The 16,888-nt window shown below is 66.3% G+C and carries 13 protein-coding genes; 6 read left to right on the forward strand and 7 right to left on the reverse strand.

Annotation, left to right across the window (positions count from 1 at the left end; all coding sequences use genetic code 11):
* Positions 1 to 12: 12 nt before the first annotated feature.
* The gene (locus tag ACOGXD_RS11005; RefSeq protein WP_419915067.1) at positions 13 to 957 is read right to left on the reverse strand and encodes a hypothetical protein; all 945 of its coding nucleotides are present in this window, start codon (positions 955 to 957) and stop codon (positions 13 to 15) included.
* 4 nt (positions 958 to 961) lie between these two features.
* The gene (locus ACOGXD_RS11010; protein WP_419915069.1) at positions 962 to 1,759 is read right to left on the reverse strand and encodes an SDR family NAD(P)-dependent oxidoreductase; all 798 of its coding nucleotides are present in this window, start codon (positions 1,757 to 1,759) and stop codon (positions 962 to 964) included.
* Between the two features lie 78 nt (positions 1,760 to 1,837).
* Here ACOGXD_RS11010 and ACOGXD_RS11015 point away from each other — a divergent pair, with 78 nt between their 5' ends.
* Together ACOGXD_RS11015 and ACOGXD_RS11020 are read left to right on the forward strand one after the other, a co-directional pair.
* Positions 1,838 to 2,890, forward strand: coding sequence for a DMT family transporter (locus ACOGXD_RS11015; RefSeq protein WP_419915071.1), 1,053 nt, complete (start codon positions 1,838 to 1,840; stop codon positions 2,888 to 2,890).
* Positions 2,891 to 3,002: 112 nt separating this feature from the next.
* On the forward strand, positions 3,003 to 3,833 hold the full coding sequence (locus tag ACOGXD_RS11020) for a DUF6159 family protein (RefSeq protein WP_419915073.1): 831 nt from the start codon (positions 3,003 to 3,005) through the stop codon (positions 3,831 to 3,833).
* A gap of 22 nt (positions 3,834 to 3,855) precedes the next feature.
* Here the strand turns inward: ACOGXD_RS11020 and ACOGXD_RS11025 are convergent, their stop codons facing one another.
* Both ACOGXD_RS11025 and ACOGXD_RS11030 read right to left on the reverse strand, forming a co-directional pair.
* Entirely contained in the window at positions 3,856 to 4,692 is an 837-nt protein-coding gene (locus ACOGXD_RS11025) for an LLM class F420-dependent oxidoreductase (protein WP_419915075.1), read from the reverse strand.
* A gap of 66 nt (positions 4,693 to 4,758) precedes the next feature.
* On the reverse strand, positions 4,759 to 5,982 hold the full coding sequence (locus ACOGXD_RS11030; RefSeq protein WP_419915077.1) for an aminotransferase class III-fold pyridoxal phosphate-dependent enzyme: 1,224 nt from the start codon (positions 5,980 to 5,982) through the stop codon (positions 4,759 to 4,761).
* Between the two features lie 104 nt (positions 5,983 to 6,086).
* On the opposite strand from ACOGXD_RS11030, the gene ACOGXD_RS11035 reads away from it, so the two are divergent.
* Positions 6,087 to 7,274: a CaiB/BaiF CoA transferase family protein gene (locus ACOGXD_RS11035; RefSeq protein WP_419915079.1), complete on the forward strand. Its 1,188-nt coding sequence runs from the start codon at positions 6,087 to 6,089 to the stop codon at positions 7,272 to 7,274.
* A gap of 104 nt (positions 7,275 to 7,378) precedes the next feature.
* Here ACOGXD_RS11035 and ACOGXD_RS11040 read toward each other — a convergent pair whose 3' ends face one another.
* Positions 7,379 to 8,593, reverse strand: a complete 1,215-nt coding sequence (locus ACOGXD_RS11040) for an acyl-CoA dehydrogenase family protein (RefSeq protein WP_419915081.1) — start codon at positions 8,591 to 8,593, stop codon at positions 7,379 to 7,381.
* A 138-nt stretch (positions 8,594 to 8,731) separates the two neighbouring features.
* Here ACOGXD_RS11040 and ACOGXD_RS11045 point away from each other — a divergent pair, with 138 nt between their 5' ends.
* Together ACOGXD_RS11045 and ACOGXD_RS11050 are read left to right on the forward strand one after the other, a co-directional pair.
* Positions 8,732 to 9,367, forward strand: coding sequence for an NUDIX hydrolase (locus ACOGXD_RS11045; RefSeq protein WP_419915083.1), 636 nt, complete (start codon positions 8,732 to 8,734; stop codon positions 9,365 to 9,367).
* 232 nt (positions 9,368 to 9,599) lie between these two features.
* The gene (locus ACOGXD_RS11050; protein ID WP_419915085.1) at positions 9,600 to 10,985 is read left to right on the forward strand and encodes an HNH endonuclease; all 1,386 of its coding nucleotides are present in this window, start codon (positions 9,600 to 9,602) and stop codon (positions 10,983 to 10,985) included.
* 329 nt (positions 10,986 to 11,314) lie between these two features.
* Here the strand turns inward: ACOGXD_RS11050 and ACOGXD_RS11055 are convergent, their stop codons facing one another.
* Together ACOGXD_RS11055 and ACOGXD_RS11060 are read right to left on the reverse strand one after the other, a co-directional pair.
* Positions 11,315 to 14,416 (reverse strand): AAA family ATPase, encoded by a 3,102-nt coding sequence (locus ACOGXD_RS11055; RefSeq protein WP_419915087.1) that lies wholly within the window; start codon positions 14,414 to 14,416, stop codon positions 11,315 to 11,317.
* Positions 14,413 to 15,696: an exonuclease SbcCD subunit D gene (locus ACOGXD_RS11060; RefSeq protein ID WP_419915089.1), complete on the reverse strand. Its 1,284-nt coding sequence runs from the start codon at positions 15,694 to 15,696 to the stop codon at positions 14,413 to 14,415. Before ACOGXD_RS11060 ends, ACOGXD_RS11055 begins: the two co-directional genes overlap by 4 nt.
* Before the next feature lie 262 nt (positions 15,697 to 15,958).
* Here ACOGXD_RS11060 and ACOGXD_RS11065 point away from each other — a divergent pair, with 262 nt between their 5' ends.
* Positions 15,959 to 16,813: an SMP-30/gluconolactonase/LRE family protein gene (locus tag ACOGXD_RS11065; protein ID WP_419915091.1), complete on the forward strand. Its 855-nt coding sequence runs from the start codon at positions 15,959 to 15,961 to the stop codon at positions 16,811 to 16,813.
* Positions 16,814 to 16,888: the final 75 nt, after the last annotated feature.

Here is a 16,888-nt window from a genome sequence, read left to right on the forward strand (position 1 = left end):
GCTGCAACGCTGTCAGCTCAGCGCGTCGCGCCAGGGGGAGGCATCGATGCCGCGGTAGCGGTCTTCGAGCGCGTCGACCAGTTCGGATGTCCAGTACGGGTGGCCGGGCAGCGGGGCGCCGAACAACGACAGCTCGTCGGGCGTGCAGGAGGCGGCGAACTTGGACCACAGGGGTCCATTCGAGACCGGTTGCACGTTGTCGTAGCCGATCCAATCGGCGCCACCGGGCTTGAACGAGGCGCTCATCAGGAATCGGCTGCCGCCGGAGCGGGTGAGGTCGACGCCGCGGTGCCACACGTCTGGCCGGTAGGCAAGGAACGAGCCGCGCACGCCAGCGGCAGCGATCCGATCGCCGTCGGGCGGTCCGTCGTAGGGCCGCGCGGGGTCTGCTGGGCCTCCGGCGAGCTCGGTGGGTGCCACGCCGTCATCCACGTCGCTGAGGTACAGGAAGCCCTCCAGGTTCCACCAGCCCGCTTCGAGACGATCGGGCACCAAGTTGTGGTTGCGGTCCTGATGGAACGGCTGCTCGTAGTTGGCGACCCCGGTGTACTTGCCCCAGATACGGGCTTGGTAGATGCGGATGTCGTCGATGCCCATCGCCATGCGGGCGAACCGGAGCACATCGGCGTGCACCTGCAGACGGTTCAGGCGATGCGAGGTGTATGGGAACAGGATGTGGCCCAGGAACTGCTCGGGACGGAAGGCCGCTCCCTCGGGGTCGGTCTCTCCGAACTTGTGGCCTTGGTTGTAGCTGCGGCCGACGAAGCGCTCTCGAAGTGCTGGGTCGCCCGAGTGGAATTCCTCGGGGCGCGGGTACAGGTCCCAGAGCTCCTCGACGGCGTGGTCGATGTCGGCCGTCGGCACGAGCTGGTCGACCAGCACCCAGCCGTGCTCGCGCCAATGCTTCGCCGCCTCGTCGAGATCGGCAATGCCGACGTACGTGGCGGGCGTGCTCATGGGCTCAATCGGCACCCTGTGCGTCGTCGACAGTGATGCAGGTGCCGGACACGAAATCAGACAGCGGTGACACCAGGTACAGCAGCGTCGAGTCGAGCTGCGAGGGCTTGCCGAGACGGCGACGGGGGAACATCTGGGTGAAGTCGCCCATGCGCTCGAGCATCCCATCCATCATCTCGCTGTCGAACGCACCTGGGGCGATGGTGTTGACGTTGATGTGGTGGCGGGCGAACTCCTGGGCCAGCACCTCGGTCATGCGCACCACGGCACTCTTGGTGATGGCGTACATGGAGGTGCCCAGCGGCGCCCTGAACGCGGCCCCCGACGAAATGTTGACGATCCGGCCGGGCAACTCGGCGGCGATCAGGCGGCGTGCGACCTCGCACGACAGGTGGAACAGCGAGGTGAGGTTGGTGGAGATCATCTCGTCGACGAAGGCCGGGTCCATCTTGAGTGCCAGGCGTGCGTCGGGCTTGCCGGCGTTGTTCACCAGAATCTGGACCGTTCCCAGCTGGGATTCGGCGGCGGCGACGGCCTCGAAGAGCGCCTCGGTGTCGGTTACGTCGAGCGGTATGGGCAGCACGGTGGCGCCGCCGGCCTCCAGCTCGGCCGCCAAGGCATTCAGCCGCTCCACACGTCGGCCGCAGATGGCCACGCTGGCCCCGCACGCAGCCAGCACTGTGGCGAATCGGCGGCCCAAGCCCGACGTGGTGCCGGTGACGAACGCCGTCTGACCGCTCAGGTCTGATGACCACTGGGGCGGCAGGCTGACCTCGGCTCCGGCGCTGGCGTCGTCGTTCATGGCTTCTCCCTCCGCCCGAGCGGGGCGCTCTCAGGCTGGCAGGGTATTCGCCCAGCCGATCGTCGTAGCCTCGCTCCGGTGAGGGGTTCGCGCCAGCAGGTTGCAGCAGGCAACGGCGCGCGAGCCATCCCGAAGAACGGTGCCCCGGTGTTCGAGGTGACACCCGTGCGTGAGACCGCACCGGTGCGGACCGCGGGCGGTGCCCTGCCGCTGCTGGTCATGGGCCTTGTGGTCGTCTCGTGGGGCCTCGGGCCGCCGATCTCCAAGCTGCTCACTGCACCGGCGATGGTGAGCGCCTTCATCCGTTTCGGCATGTCCACGCCGTTCCTGCTCGTGGTGCTGGCGCTGCGGGGCCGGTGGCTGTCTCGGCGGGTGTTCGCCCAGACGGCGCTGCCGGGCGTGTCGTTCGGCATCAACATGGTCTTCGTCTTCGCTGCGGTGCAGGAAGTCACGATCTCGGTGATGTCGGTGATGATGGCCTTGCAGCCCGCCATGCTCCTGGCGCTGGTGGGCCCGATATTCGGCGACCGGGTGAGCGTTCGCCAGATCGTCTTCACGCTGATCGGGGTGGGCGGTGCTGTCGGCGTGATTATGGGTGCCGGCGGCGAGTTCCGTGCCAGCGGGTTCGGGCTGTTCCTGACGGCGATGTCGGTGCTGACGTTCACCGTCTATTTCGTGCTGACCCGGATGGCCAGAGCGTCCACCGATGTGGACCCGATCGAGTGGATGGCGGGCATCAACTTCTGGTCGTTTGTTGCCGCGGTCCCGCCCACGCTGCTGCTGGTGACGCCGAGCCAATTCTTCGAATTCGGCGGCCTGGATTGGCTGTGGATCGTGATCGTGGCCTTCGTGACCGGGGTATTCGGTCACGTGCTGATGACGTGGTGCCACGGTCACATCGAGGTGGCCCGATCCTCGCTGTACGTGCTGGCCATGCACATCGTGGCCGTGGGGACGGCGTGGCTCATCCACGGCGAGCCGGTCACGCCCATGCAGTTCCTGGGCGGCGCCGTCGTGCTGTTCTCGGTGGCCATGGTGATCCGCACGCCGGCCGGTTCGCGTGCCATTCCTGAACCGGCGAAGCAGGCCACCGAACTCGATCCGCCTGTCGCTGCGCGTTCGCAAAACTGACGATCCGGTGTCGCGCGGGCTGGGTACGCTCGACCGTGCACGGTGCGCCAGCCGCGACGCGGGGGGTCGTCATCGATCCGCCTGCGGGGCTGATGAAGCAAGGAGCGTTCCTATGGGCCGATTCGCCAATACGTGGCGGCTGACCAAGAACTCGTGGTCGCTGCTGAAGCAGGACCGCGAGCTGCTGTGGCTGCCCGTTCTCAGCATGCTGACCATCCTGGCCATTGTCGCTGCGGCGGCGGTGGTCGGCTTCGTCACCGGCAGCTTCGATGCAAGCGGGGGCGCCGAGAGTGTCGAAGGCAGCGCGGTCGTGCTCGGGCTCGTATTTGCCTTCGTGGCAACCGCCACGGTGGTGTACTTCGAAGGTGCACTCGTGGCCGGCGCGCACGAGCGCATGACCGGCGGCGATCCCACCGTGCGCAGCGCAATGGGCAAGGCGGCGTCACGGCTGCCGAGCCTGCTCGGCTGGGCGCTCATCACGTTGACCGTCGGGCTGGTGCTGCGCTTCCTGCGAGAGCGTCTGGGCTGGTTGGGCCAGATGCTCACGTTCTTGGCCGAGGCGGCGTGGGGCGTGGCCACCTATCTGGTCGTTCCTGCCATCATCATCGACGACTACCGGTCGTTCGCCAGCGTCAAGCACTCCATGTCGCTGGTCCGCCGCACATGGGGGGAGAATCTCATCGCTCAGGCGGGGTTCGGCTTGTTGGGCTTCGTGATCGCCCTGCCGATCATCCTGGTTGCAGTGCTGATCGCGACGTTGGTGCCCGGGATCGGCCTGTACATCGGCATCGCCGTCGGCGTGATCGGTGTACTCGCCGTGAGCGTTGTGGTGAGCGCGTTGAGCCTCTACTTCAAGACGGCGCTGTACGAATACGCCACCGACGGCGTGGCACACGGCGGCTTCGACATCGACGAGATGGAAGCCTCGTTCCGCTCGAAGTAGCCGGACCGGACAGCCCGGCGTTTCAGCCGCCGATGCCGTGTTCGACGGCGAAGGCGGCGAGGCCCTCGCTGATCTCGGCAACCTCGCCGGTGTTCCAGGAGACCACGAGCTCTGTCACCCCGACGGCTGCATAGTCGGCGGCCAGCTCCGGAGTGACTTCGTCGGCGGTCCGGCGCACGGAGACTTCAGCGGGGATGCCAGGGCGGCCTGCCGCCTCTGCGGCCTCGCGGATCGCTGGCAGGCGCTTCGCGACGCTCTCGGGCGACAGCATCATCGGGTGCCAGCCGTCGCCCAGACGGCCGACGCGCCGCAGCGCCGGAGGGCGGTTGCCGCCGATCAGTATCGGAGGTCGAGGCTGCTGCAACGGCTTGGGCGAACTCACGGCGCCGTCAAACGAGTAGTAGTGCCCGTTGTAGTCGGCTCTCGGCTGGGTCCACAGCAGATCGAGCACCTCGATGAACTCGTTGCTGAGCCGGCCGCGGTCGTCGTATTCCGCGCCGAGCAGCGCGTTCTCTTCCGGCAAGCTGCCCACTCCCAGCCCGACCACCAGGCGACCGCCGCTCAGGCGATCCAGCGTGGCCAGCTCCTTGGCCAGCACCATCGGGTGCAGGTACGGCATCACCAGCACGCTGGTGCCCAGGCGCACCCGCGATGTGTGTGCCGCCATCCACGTGAGCGTCACCAGCGCGTCGTGGTAGGGCCGTTCGCCCAGCCGGTCCCACACGTAGCCCACGTTGAGGACGTGATGGTTCACCCACACCGAGTCGAAGCCGAGCTGCTCGGCCTCGACCGCCAGCGCGACCACCTCGGCGGGGTCGTCCACCCCGAAATTGTTGGGCACGGTGAAGCCGAACTTCATGAGCGGAGCCTCCTCGGAGGGGCGCGGCGCGGACTGCGCGAGTGCGGGTGCGAGCTGTTGTGAGCCTCAGGCCAGCGCAGCGAAGGCTGCGTCGGCGATGTCACAGGTGCGCTTGATGTCGTCGTCGGTGTGAGCCGCGCAGACGAAGTTGTTGTGATAGCTGAGCAGGTAGGCACCGCGGCGGATGCACTCGGCGACCCAACGTGCATGGAACTTCGAGCCGCCCTCGCCGACGATGCGCAGGTACGGCATGGCCGGCACGCCGCTCACCCGCAGCTCGTGCCCATGTGCCGCCGCCACGTCCGTCAGCGCCTCGCCCAGACGGGTGCCGATCTCGGTTGTTGCTTTGGCGGCATCCGCCGCACGCAGTTCTCGCAGCGTGGCGAGCCCGGCGGCCATGGGTGCCGCGTTGAAAAACTGGGTGCCGGTGAAGAACGTCTCACCGGCGGCCTCCTTCAGCGCGTCAGTGCCGGCCAGCGCAGCGAGCGGATGCCCGTTCCCGATCGCCTTGCCGAAACACATCAGATCGGGTCTGAACCCGTACGCAACGTGCGCGCCGGCCAAGTCGATCCGGAACCCGCTGCGGACTTCGTCCAGGATCACGACGATGCCCGCAGCCCGGCAGGCGCCTTCGACTGCGGCCCAGTAGCCGTCCGCTGGCTGTTCGTTGTCGGCGAACACGGGATGGTGGTACGGCGATGAGATGAAGCAGGCGATGTCGCCCGGATGCGTATCGATAGCGGTCTGCACAGCCTGCGCGTCGTTCCATGGCACCTCGATGACGAAAGCTTGGTCCTCCGCGATGGTGCCCTTGTTCCCGGGCGCCTGCATCCACGGGGCCGAGCCGTGATAGCCGCCCTGGATCTTGAGGATGTGCCGACGGCCGGTGGCTGCGCGGGCCACCATCACGGCCAGTCCTGTCGCATCGGCGCCGTTCTTGCCGAACAGCGCCCAGTCGGCCCCCTCCACGAGGTCGACGAGTTCCTCGGCTAGTTCCACCATGACCGGCGCCGCGAGGCTGACCGTGCTGCCGTCGGCGGCCTGCTTCTCTGCTGCCTCCTCGACGGCGGGATGGTTGTAGCCCAAGATGTTCGGCCCGTACGCACACATCCAGTCGATGTAGGAGTTCCCGTCCACGTCGGTGAAGCGGGCGCCCTCAGCCGATGAGAAGAAGACCGGGCCATCCTCGATGACGGCGGGGCCGTAGTGGCCGTACACGCCTTTGGGAACCACGGCCTTCGCCCGCTCGTACAGCTCTTGGGACTTCGACGTTGTCATGGGCTCGCTCATGTCTGCCTCACTCGACGAGAAGATCCTGGTGTGCAGCATCCTGACATACCGGCGGATTGGGGGCACCCAATATTGCGGCAAGTGGGTGGGGTTACGATCCGGCGATGGGAGCGCTTGACGACTACACCGTCCTCGACTTGTCAATTTTGGTGCAGGGCCCTCAAGCCGCGGCGACCCTGCACGATATGGGAGCGTCGGTCATCAAGATCGAGCTGCCGGGCATGGGCGACCTCGCGCGGGTGATCCCCGTGTCGCCCACCGATCCACGGAACCCGTACTACGAAGCGTGCAACCGGGGGAAGCGGTCGGTCACCCTCGACTTGCGCACCCCAGGCGGGAAGCGAGCACTCGAACGGTTCGTCGAGACGACCGATGTCCTGATCCACAACTTCGTGCCCGGGACCATGGAGGCCTGGGGCCTGTCGTATGAGCACCTGTCTGCCATCAATCCCCGGCTCGTGTACGCCACCGGTTCGACCTTCGGTCCGATCGGCCCCAAGTCGATACGGGAGGGAGCCGACTCGTCAGGTCAGGCAGAAGGCGGGCTCATGTTCGCCACCCGAATCGACGGCGGACCGCCCATCATGAATGGGGCGGTCATCTCCGACCATGTCGGTTGCCAGAACATGGTCACCGGCATTCTTGCTGCGCTGCTCCATCGCACCGAGGCCGGGCTTGGACAGCGGGTCGACGTGTCGCTCGTGGGCGGCATGATCTACGCCCAGGCATCCGAGATGACCTACACCCTGCTGACCGGCCGCAACCCGGAACGCATCGATTCGGGTCACGCCTTCGTTCCCACGTTGCTCCACACCGTGGAGGCGGCTGACGGCTGGATCCATCTGCTCAGCGGCACCGGACCCGGATGGCCCGAATTCGCCAAGCTGCTCGACCGGCCAGACCTTGCCGACGACGAACGGTTCCTGGCGCTGATGCTGAGCTCGGAAGCCAGGGCCGAGCTGGTCACGATCATCGACGAGGTCTTCCCCACCAGGACCCTCGACGAGTGGGAGGCGGTGCTCACTGGGGCCGGGGTCCGCTACGGGCTGGTCCGCGACTACGAGGCGATCGTGGCTGACGAGTCGATGTACGAGAACGGCTACCTGCAACGGGTGGAGCACCCCGAGGGCGAACGCACGGTGATCGGCACCCCGATCCGCATGTCGGCCACGCCGCTGAAGCCTGGCGCCGTCGCGCCCGAACTGGGTCAGCACACCGAGGAAGTGCTGCTCGAGCACGGCTACACGTGGGATGACATCACCGCACTGCGGGAAGAAGGTGTCTTCGGCTGAGTGCCGTGACCCAGCCTGTCGCCTGCGTGGCGGCGGGGGAGCGGTTATGCGGCCAGTTCAGCCTGCCGCTCGGTCGCGCCATAGGAGCGGATCGTGTGGCGGATTCAGCCTGTCGCGTACGTGGCGGCGAGCGAGCGGGCGATGCGGTCGGTCTGGATCTCGGTGCTGCCGTCCACATAGTTCGCGATGCGCGCACCAATGAGGTGGTGACCTCCCGGGTGATCGCTGCGCAGGCCCTCGGCACCCATGGCTTGAATGCAGGCGGCGATGTCGGCCTCGGCCGTCTCGGTGGCGAACTTCTTGGCGTGCGCCGCCGGCAGGATCGCCTCGCTCGCGTCACCCGTGCGCAGCGAGGTGGTGACCGCTTCGACGGCGCGGGCGGTGAGCAGCTGGGCGGCTTCGAGGCGGTTCTGCACCCCGGCCAACTTCCACGCCAGACCTTGATGGGCGATGACGGGCTTGCCGAACGCCTCCCGCCCGGCTCCGTAACGGACTGCGCTCGCGAGGGTGGCCTCCACCATGGCGCAGCACATAGCGGCGACGTAGGTGCGGGCACCGTTCACGCTCGACATAGCGGCGATGAACGCCTGTCCTGGCGGGCCGATGAGGTCGTCGGCTTCGGCGATATAGCCGTCGAGCCGGAAGCCGCCGGTGCCGATCAGGTGGCCGCCCGCCAGCTCGTACGGCGCCAGCCGCTCGAAGCCGGGCCGGGTGCCGTCGACGAGGAATGATGCGATGCCGCGCCCCCGGGAGCCGGGTTCGGTCTGGGCGTAGCAGAAGATGACGTCGGAGTGCGCAGCGTTGGTGATCCATGCCTTGACGCCGTCGAGCCGCCAGCCGCCGTCGACGGGCGTCGCGGTAGTGGCGATGTTGGCGAAGTCGCTGCCGGCACCCGGCTCGGTCAGCGCGGTGGAGCCGAACCGGCGTCCGGCCATCAGGTCGGCTAGGTACCGCTCGCGGTGGGCGTCGCTGCCGAGCCGAGCCACACGCGCTGCGACGTTGCCGGTGTTCACCAGGCTGAACGCGAACGGCATCGACACAGCGCTCAGCACCTCGACGATGCGGCACTTCTGGGCAAAGCTCATCCCGAGCCCACCCAGAGCTGCAGGCACCTCCATGGCGAGCAGCCCGATCTCTGAGGCGTCCCGCAGGGCCTCGGGTGCCATGCGCTTCTCGCTCTCCCAGAGGTTCACGTTCGGTGCCACGACCGTGTCCCGAAATTGCGCGACCTCGCTCACGAACGCCCCGAACGAACCTGCATCCATGCCCGTCAGCGGATCGTCCGCAGCGATCGAGTTGTCAGCGTCGGCAGCAGTCATCGCGGCGACGGTAGCAGCGGCTCTCGCGCCCGAGCTGAGCCTCGTTGTGGCCTACTTCGGAGCCGCTCTCACCGACCGCTGGAGCCATCCGGGGCGAACTGAGAGCCGTCGCATGCGTCCGACCTACGCTGCGAGGCCGTGGTCGGTCTGCACTCTGTCTCTGAGGCGTTCGAAGCGGAACGCCTGTCGGCAGTGCTCAGTCAGGACCTCGACGCGCCGTATCGCGGCCCGACTGCCTCCGTCGCCGCAGTGGTGCGCTCGGGAGACAGGAGCCCAGAGATGCTCTTCATCGAACGAGCTACCCGCGACGGCGACCCGTGGTCGGGCCACATGGCGTTTCCGGGAGGGCGCACCGAGCCCGACGACGACGACACGTTCGACACGGCGGTGCGCGAGAGCCGCGAAGAGATCGGCTTCGACATCACAGCGCACGCCGGGGTGCGCTGGCTCGGCCGGCTCAACGACCTCGAAGGCAATCCCCGCTGGCGCGGCGCGGCACTGCGGGTAACGCCGCACGTGTGCTGGCTCGACGGCGCCCGCCCCGCACTGACGCTGAACTACGAAGTGGCCGACGCGTTCTGGGTGTCGGTGGCAGAACTGGCCGACCCTCGACACCACATCGACTATCACTACCCGCCTCGACCCGACGAGCGCTTCCCCGGCATCGAAGTCGGCCACGGACGGGTGATCTGGGGCATGACGCTGCGGATGCTGCAAGATCTGTTCACCCGCACCGGCCACCCCCTCCCGATCCAGTTCAGCCCGTCCAGCTGAGCAAGCCCCGCCCCTGCGGCTTTGCGTCCGGTAGTGACGATCGAGGGGACTGCGGAATCGGCGCTGGCACAGCGTCTGAAGTCGAGCGATCAGGGGTGAGCGACGGCTGTGAGTTAACTTTGGAAGACATTGAAATTCTTTTATAAACTATGAAACATTATGTCATATAACTGTCATTCACTAAAGTGCAGATAAACAGTCATTTGTCACAGGGGCCCGGTAGGGTGAACGCATGTTCTCCCAGGTGCGGCAGGCGCTCGACTCGCTGGAAGCGGCCCTCGACGGCATCGACACTGCGCCCACCGGCGAGCTTCGCGAAGCGCTCGCACTGGCTAAGCCGCTGCGCGCCCGGCTTGAGACGCTTGAGACCGCCGTGGCATCCCAGATCGCGCGACGCGAGCGCCACGGCGACGGCGGTGCCGGGGTGCTGCACCAGATCGCTGGGGTCCCGCGCTCGGACGCGGCTCGCAACGTGCGCACCGCCGCCGAACTCGAGCAGCTGCCCGACGCTCGGTCGGCGCTGGCTGACGGCGAAATGTGCATGGCCAATGCCGCCCGTCTGGCCCGCGCCGCACGCCAGACGAGTCCCGAAGCAGTGCAGAGCGATCCCGAGCTGGTGGACTTGGCCAAGACGTTGCCGCCCGATGAGTTCGCCCAAGCATCGGCGCGCTGGGCTGCGAAGCACCAAGACGCCGCGAGCCTCGCAGATCAGCACCGCCGCAATCGCCGCAACCGCGACGTGCGCTTTTGGAACGGCGAGGACGGCACTGTGCAGATGCGCGGTGCGTTCGACGCAGAGATGGGTGCTCGGATCCAGACCCGCATCCGCGACGAAGCCGAACGCCTCCGCCAAGCCGACCGTCGCCTACAGCGCAACGGCCCAGCAGACAACAGCGCGGTCCGCACCCGCGACCAGCGCATGGCAGACGCCCTCGACGGCATCCTCACTCACTCTGGCTCCGCGCCCACGGCCTCCCACGAACCCTCTCAAGGCGGCACCGCTGTCGGCAACGAGGCGACCGGCTGCGGGCACGCGGCCGGCGGCAGCACGGGCTCTGCGGGTCACAAAGCCCAAACGACCCAGATCATCGTGCGAGCTGACCTCGCAGACCTGCTCGACGATCACGGCGGCATCGGAGAGATCGCAGGCACCGGGCCGGTGCCCGCCAGCGTTATCGAGCGGCTCTGCTGCAACGCGGACATCTCCGTCGTGCTGTTCGGCAAAGAACTCACACCCCTTTACGAGGCAGTCGCCGCACGAGCGCCCACCGCAGCGCAACGTCGCGCCCTGATCGCCCGCGACGGCGCCTGCATCGGCTGCGGCGTCCCGCCTGGCGACTGCGAAGCGCACCACATCGTCCCCTGGCTCTGCGGCGGCCCCACCAAGATCGACAACCTCGTGCTGGTGTGCTGGTCCTGCCACGACAAGATCCACGATCACAATTGGCAGGTCATCAAACGCAACGGCTGCTACCGGCTCATACCTCCCGACGCGGACTCGGCGCCGAACCCCGCCCGATCCAAGAAGCCGACCCCGCGCTGCAACCCTGCGCCACTGCGAGACGCCGCCCCAATCCACACACTCGATCTATCTCGCGAACCTGCCTTGTTCCCCTAGAAGCCAAGGCGCCATCGCGACGGGCGGTCCGGGGGACCTCGCAAACCCGCTCTGTGCCTTTCAGACACGTCCTGCCGCGAGCCATCGCACGACTTGACGGTACTGGCTGGGACTCAGTGGACTTGCCGTCGTCCCCTCCGCACGCCGCTCCGAAGTGGCGAATGGATCCAGCCGGACGCTGCGGCGAGAGTCGCACCTAGACGGTGATGGCCGTTCGCAAATGGACTACTTCGTCGTCGCAGCAGCCTGGCTTGCCGAGGATCACCTCGGCGTGCTCGCCGTGGGTGGGCAAGCGTGAGCCGCGCAGAACTGGAGGTCGAACCTCGACGTCACAGCTCGGAGATTGCACCGACGCTGATTGCCGATCCCTTATCCGTTGGGTGGACCTGGATGCCAGTGCGGATGCGTTCGCGCAACTCTGAGACGTGACTGATGAGGCCGACGGCACGACCGCCCTCACGCAATTGGTCCAGCTGGTCCATGGCGAGCTGTAGAGCTTCGCTGTCGAGGGTCCCGAAGCCTTCATCGACGAAGAGAACTTCGAGATGCACACCGCCGCTGCGCTGAGTGACCACATCGGCCACGCCGAGCGCGAGTGACAGCGATGCCTGGAAGGTCTCACCGCCGGAGAGCGTTGATACTTCGCGCTCTGCTCCCGTAAAGGTGTCGTGGACACGCAAACCGAGGCCGGCTTGGGTGCCCCGCCGCTCGCTCTCGCGGTACACGCCGAGTCGGTACCGACCACCAGTCATCGAACTGAGTCGCCGGTTGGCGAACGCGCAGATCTGCTCCAAGTAGGCCGACAGCACCCAGCGCTGCAGCGACACCCTTGGCGGTAGCCGCCCGTTGCAGCGGTCCGCGACGGCGGACCAGCTGTTGGCGTCCTCGACGGCTTCGTTGTGCTTCGTGGTCGTGTTCCGATGTTTGTCAGCCCAATCGTTGATCGCCTTGTAGGCATCCTCGGCGCGGGTGTGTTGGTCTCGTGCAGAGTTGGCCTGCTGTTCGGCGCTGTCAACTGCGGCCTGCGCCGCTGCGGTGTCCGGACGCTCATCAGGGAGTCCCTGCATCTCTTCAGCGCCCAGATCACGCTCGGTGTTGTAGGTCTCTTGTTTGTGGTGGTCCACTCTTTCGCGAAGTTCCATGCGCTCGGACTCGCCGCGTAGCGCTGAACGGGCTTCCGCGACCGTTGCGAAGCAAGAATCCTTCAGCTGGGCATCGAGCGAGTCGGCCAACGCGACAAGCGCAGCGCAAGCCCCGTCACGATCTTGGGCCGCTTGTTGCACGTTGCCAAGAGATGACTCGACGGTTTCGACATCGGCGGCAGCGGCACGCGGGTCGATCTCGCCGATCTCATTGTGGATGGCGACTCGCAATCTGGTCGCCTCGCGATCAGCAGCGCTAGCACTCACATCAGCGGCATTCGCATCAATCTCAGCCTGCTTGGCATCTTCTTTGGCGTCAGAGGCGGCGCTCTTGTGGGTTGCGACCTCTTTCTGGAATTCGTCGACGCGCTCGCCCAGCGAGAGGGCGTCCTCTAGTTCACTGGCAGCGCTCGCTGCCTGCTTGGCCGCAGCGTCTGGGGTGTCAGCCATGTCGCCGGCTCGTCCGCGTGCTTCGTCACGCAGGGACTCAATCCTCCGGAGTGCCTCTTGCGCCTGAGCTTCCGAGTCGATGGCAGCACGGGTCTCGGCCTCTGCTGCTTCGACTTCTTCGATCCGCACGGCATCAGCGGCCGGTTCGGCTGGTTCCGGGTGGTCTGTGGAACCGCACACCGGGCAGGGCACCGAGTCTTCGAGCTTGCTTGCGAGGACAGCAGCGATGCCTTCGAGGTATCGCGCTCGCAGATCGAGTTCTTGCTCCCGGCGATCGAGTGCTGCTTGCTTGGCGTTCTGCACTGCTTCTGTCGCAGTGCGATGTTGAGGTTCCAGAGACTGAAGTTCAGTCGCCGCCTCAGAACGCTTTCGCGCATGTTCGGCGGCCGCTCTCAGCGCCGGAGTCTGGTCAACGGCTGACTCAGCCTCGCGGAGTTTCGCTTCGGCATCGGCACATTGCTGCTCGAGCTCACGAGCGGCTTCGTCCTGTTCCCTCTGAATCTCGCGCTGGCGGGTAGCCAGTGTCCGTTGATCTGCAGCATCAGATTCCCGCTCGCTCGCTCGCTTGGCGTATTCGGCCAACTTGTCGAGCTGGGCCCGATGGCTGGCCAGCGACTTGCTCATCGAGGCAAGCCGATCTTGCAGCGCCGGGTCGTCGCTGGCTGGAACGGCGACACCGTCGGGAGTGCTCGGCGCGCTGGCCCAATTCTCATGCAGTTCGGCGTGCCGTTCCGAGAGTTTGGAGGCTAGTTGTTGGAGTTGTATTCGGCTGCTTTGTTCGCCGTCGAGCAAGGGCCGCATGACCTCGGCAGCGTTCGCGAGTTCCAGGGCTGCCTCATCGGTTGCGATTCCGACTGTGGCCGCGTTGAGTTCCTCGCGGTGCTGCAGAAGGACCATTCGCTGATCCCACAGCTCGGCAACTCGTCTGGTCGCCTCGTCGGCGTCACGAGCAAACCTGAGTTGGTCTTCGGCGGATGTCTCGGCGATGGCGGTTTGGCCGACGAGTGCACGGGATTGTCCGGCGACATCATCGAACTGGGCCTGATTGGCGGGCCAGGATTCGTTGGTCCCGTCCGAAGCTGCGTCCGCATCGACGAGTGCTTCCCGGACTGTCGTATCGCCTGTATCGGTGGGCGTGCCGAGCAGGTCTGTGTCTTGGGCTGTTGGGCACACTTCCCTCCATCTGTCAGTGGCCCGGCTGCGGAGGTCGAGGAGTTCCTGTTCGAAGTTCGCTGCCTCTTCTTGACGTTGCTTGGCTTCGTCGTCCAGCCAGTTGGCGGCCGACGCGAAGATCGACGTGTCGAACAGCGTGCGCAGCAGCTTCTCGCGGTCTTCGGATTTGGATCGAAGCACCTTCTCGAATCGCCCTTGTGGAAGGAGGACGACCTGCTGGAACTGCGAGGCGGTGAGGCCGATCAGTTCGGTGACCTCGTCGTTGACTTCCGTCAGCTTCTGAGCCACCGGCTGCCAGCCATCGCCCTCCTGCCGTTCAAGCCTGGCCTTGGGCTGGACCTTGGTAGTCCCCTCTCCGATCTTCTTGGCGCGTTCGTGCCATGGGCTGCGACTGATGCGCCAGCGTGCGTCGTGTGCCGTGAACTCGAGATCCACACAGGGCGACGCGTCGGGTGGTGCGTGGTCGGACCGGAGGGTGTCATGGCGGCGCTCGCCGGGCACCTCGCCATACAACGCGAAGCACAATGCGTCGAGCAGGAACGTTTTGCCGGCGCCGGTGGGACCCCAGATCAAGAAGAGCCCATCGTCAACCAGCCGGTCGAAGTCGACTTCCACATCGCCTGGGTAAGGACCCAGGGCGGAGAACGCGAGCCGGTGCGGCCTCATTCGTCGCTCTCGCCGGTTGCCGCGTGGATCGCGGATGCCAGCACGACTTGCTGGGCCTCCGAGGCCTCGACCCCGTGCTGGTCTGCCCAGAATCGCAGTGCGAGCTCGAGCGGGTTGTCGGAGTTCGCCACAGCCTCTGCCACGTCACCGCCGTCGGGGGACTTGCGACCTTCGGGTACGTGTTCAAGCACCGCTGCGTGCGGGAAGCGCCGCTGTATCTGCGCCATCGCCTGCAGAGGCAATTCGGGGTCGGTGAGGCGCACTCGGACCCGAGCACCACGGGCACCGCTGAATTCGGGACTGTTGAGCAGGTCGTCGAGCCGGCCGCGCAATGTTCGCAGCGGGCGACCTACCCCCAGCGGGACGACTTCGGTACTGCATTGGCCCTCGGTGTTCATCTCGATGATGCGCACTGACTTGGTGTCATTCTCCTCGGAGAACGAGTAGGGAAGCGGGCTGCCGGAGTACGCGACGCGGCCGTCGTTGAAGGCTTGGCTGCGGTGCAGGTGCCCCAATGCCACGTAGTCGAACCCTCCGAACACGTCCAAGCCCACCTTGTCGATATTGCCGATGCTGAGGTCGCGTTCGGACTCGCTGGGCGTTCCGCGGTCAACGAACGTGTGCGCCACGACGATCGTGCGTGTGGGACCCGAGGCGGTTGCCGTCCGGCGGATCAGCTTTGTGGCGAGTTTCGTGACGTCGTGGTGACTGACGCGGCGATGACCCGCACGCTGGAACTCCTCGATCTCGGGAGTCTGGTGCCCTGGTGACGGCGCGATGGTGTGGTCGTGGCGGCTGACGTCGTGAGGTCCCCCTGTGTCGGCCGTGTCTGTGTCTCGGTCAAGCTGGTCGAGGACTGGGCGGGCCAGCGACGGCTCGAGGTACGGCACCGGAAAGATGCTGACCGGCGATCCGCCGTCGTCGGGATCGAATTGCAGCGGCTGGATGCACCGAGAGACATCACCGCGTATGGCGACGCCCGCCCTTTCCAGGATCCGGTCGGCGACTGCGACCCGGCTCGGCGAGTCGTGGTTGCCTGTTATGGCAACGATGCTTGCGCCTGCTTCGCGCAGGCGTACCAGCGCATTGTCCAAGAGTCGCACAGCATCGGACGGCGGGATCGCTCGGTCGTAAAGGTCCCCTGCGATCAGCACCAGATCAATGTCGCGATCAGACGTCAGGGCGACCAGTCGGTCAACAATTTCGCTTTGCTCTGGCAGAAGTGGCGCGCCGTGGAAGCTGCGGCCCAGGTGCCAATCAGAAGTATGCAGGATGCGCACGGCCGCAGAGTAGCGAGGGGGTGCGACAGGGAGCCTGGAGATTTGAGACTCTTCGGCGCCGAGATGATGCACGGCCCGATGTTCTGAGTTCCGGCACTGCGGTTGCTGCGAGGCCTGCTCGCTCGCACGGTCTGGCCCGTGCCGATCCAATTCAGCCCGTCCAGCTGAGCAAGCCCCGTCGCTGCGGTCTTGCGTTCGTTATGGTCCCCACACTGCGGCTGGCGTGACTTGTGCCTGCCCGTCGGTGCCAGGGGGAAGAGACATGAGCGCTGAATTCGAGTTGGAGTTGCTGAGTTCGGGATGGGGCCTGATCGAAGGCCCCCGGGTGGACGAGCATGACAACTTCTATTTCTCCGACGTGCCCAACGGCGGCGTGCGCCGCAGGCGGCCCGATGGCGAGATCGAGATCGTGGTCCCGAAGCGCCGGGGCGTGGGCGGCATGGTGCTGCACGCCGACGGCGGTGTGGTGGTGAGCGGTCGCAACATCCAGCACGTCACCGACGCTGGCTCGGAAGTGCTGTTCGCTCCCGATGTTGCCGGTTTCAACGACATGCACACCGATTCGTTGGGGCGCGTGTATGTCGGCTCGCTGCGGCGCAATCCGTTCGACGAGTCGGCCGCCGACGTGCCCGGCGAGCTGTACCGCATCAACCTTGACGGCTCGGCCGACGAGGTGTATGGCGAGGTCCGCCTTACGAACGGCATCGGCTTCTCGCCTGATGGCACTCGGCTGTACCACTCCGACAGCCTTCCCGGCAGGGTGTGGGTGTCGGACGTGGACGGCGATGCGGTGACCAACCGCCGGGAGTTTGTGCGGGAAGGCAAGGTGCCCGACGGCTTGGCCGTGGACGTCGAAGGAGGCGTGTGGGTCGCGCTGGCCGAAGGGGCACGGGTACAGCGCTACACACCCGACGGCGAGCCCGATCTCGCCGTTCCGGTTCCGGATCAGTTCGTCACCAGCGTTTGCTTCGGTGGCGCCGACATGTGTGATCTCTACATCGTGACTGGCGGAGCCTCGGACGGCGGCGGCACGTCGGGCGGGGGTTGCATCTTCCGCACTCGTGCCCCTGTTGCTGGCGTCCCGACGCCGCTGGCTCAGGTGCGTCTCGGCGGTTGACGGATTGCCGTTGGACGGTGGCCGAGCGTCGGCGGAGGTATGTGCGGCCGATTTGCGAGGTACAAGCGAACGGCT

It is taken from the genome of Candidatus Poriferisodalis sp. (assembly GCF_965204125.1).
In the GTDB taxonomy this organism is placed as follows: domain Bacteria; phylum Actinomycetota; class Acidimicrobiia; order Acidimicrobiales; family Poriferisodalaceae; genus Poriferisodalis.

Bases quoted from the DNA above. Each gene is read 5' to 3' on its own strand.
- ACOGXD_RS11005 (WP_419915067.1), bottom strand. From the start codon at position 957: ATGAGCACGCCCGCCACGTACGTCGGCATTGCCGATCTCGACGAGGCG.
- ACOGXD_RS11010 (WP_419915069.1), bottom strand. From the start codon at position 1,759: ATGAACGACGACGCCAGCGCCGGAGCCGAGGTCAGCCTGCCGCCCCAG.
- ACOGXD_RS11020 (WP_419915073.1), top strand. From the start codon at position 3,003: ATGGGCCGATTCGCCAATACGTGGCGGCTGACCAAGAACTCGTGGTCG.
- ACOGXD_RS11025 (WP_419915075.1), bottom strand. From the start codon at position 4,692: ATGAAGTTCGGCTTCACCGTGCCCAACAATTTCGGGGTGGACGACCCC.
- ACOGXD_RS11030 (WP_419915077.1), bottom strand. From the start codon at position 5,982: ATGAGCGAGCCCATGACAACGTCGAAGTCCCAAGAGCTGTACGAGCGG.
- ACOGXD_RS11035 (WP_419915079.1), top strand. From the start codon at position 6,087: ATGGGAGCGCTTGACGACTACACCGTCCTCGACTTGTCAATTTTGGTG.
- ACOGXD_RS11040 (WP_419915081.1), bottom strand. From the start codon at position 8,593: ATGACTGCTGCCGACGCTGACAACTCGATCGCTGCGGACGATCCGCTG.
- ACOGXD_RS11050 (WP_419915085.1), top strand. From the start codon at position 9,600: ATGTTCTCCCAGGTGCGGCAGGCGCTCGACTCGCTGGAAGCGGCCCTC.
- ACOGXD_RS11055 (WP_419915087.1), bottom strand. From the start codon at position 14,416: ATGAGGCCGCACCGGCTCGCGTTCTCCGCCCTGGGTCCTTACCCAGGC.
- ACOGXD_RS11065 (WP_419915091.1), top strand. From the start codon at position 15,959: ATGAGCGCTGAATTCGAGTTGGAGTTGCTGAGTTCGGGATGGGGCCTG.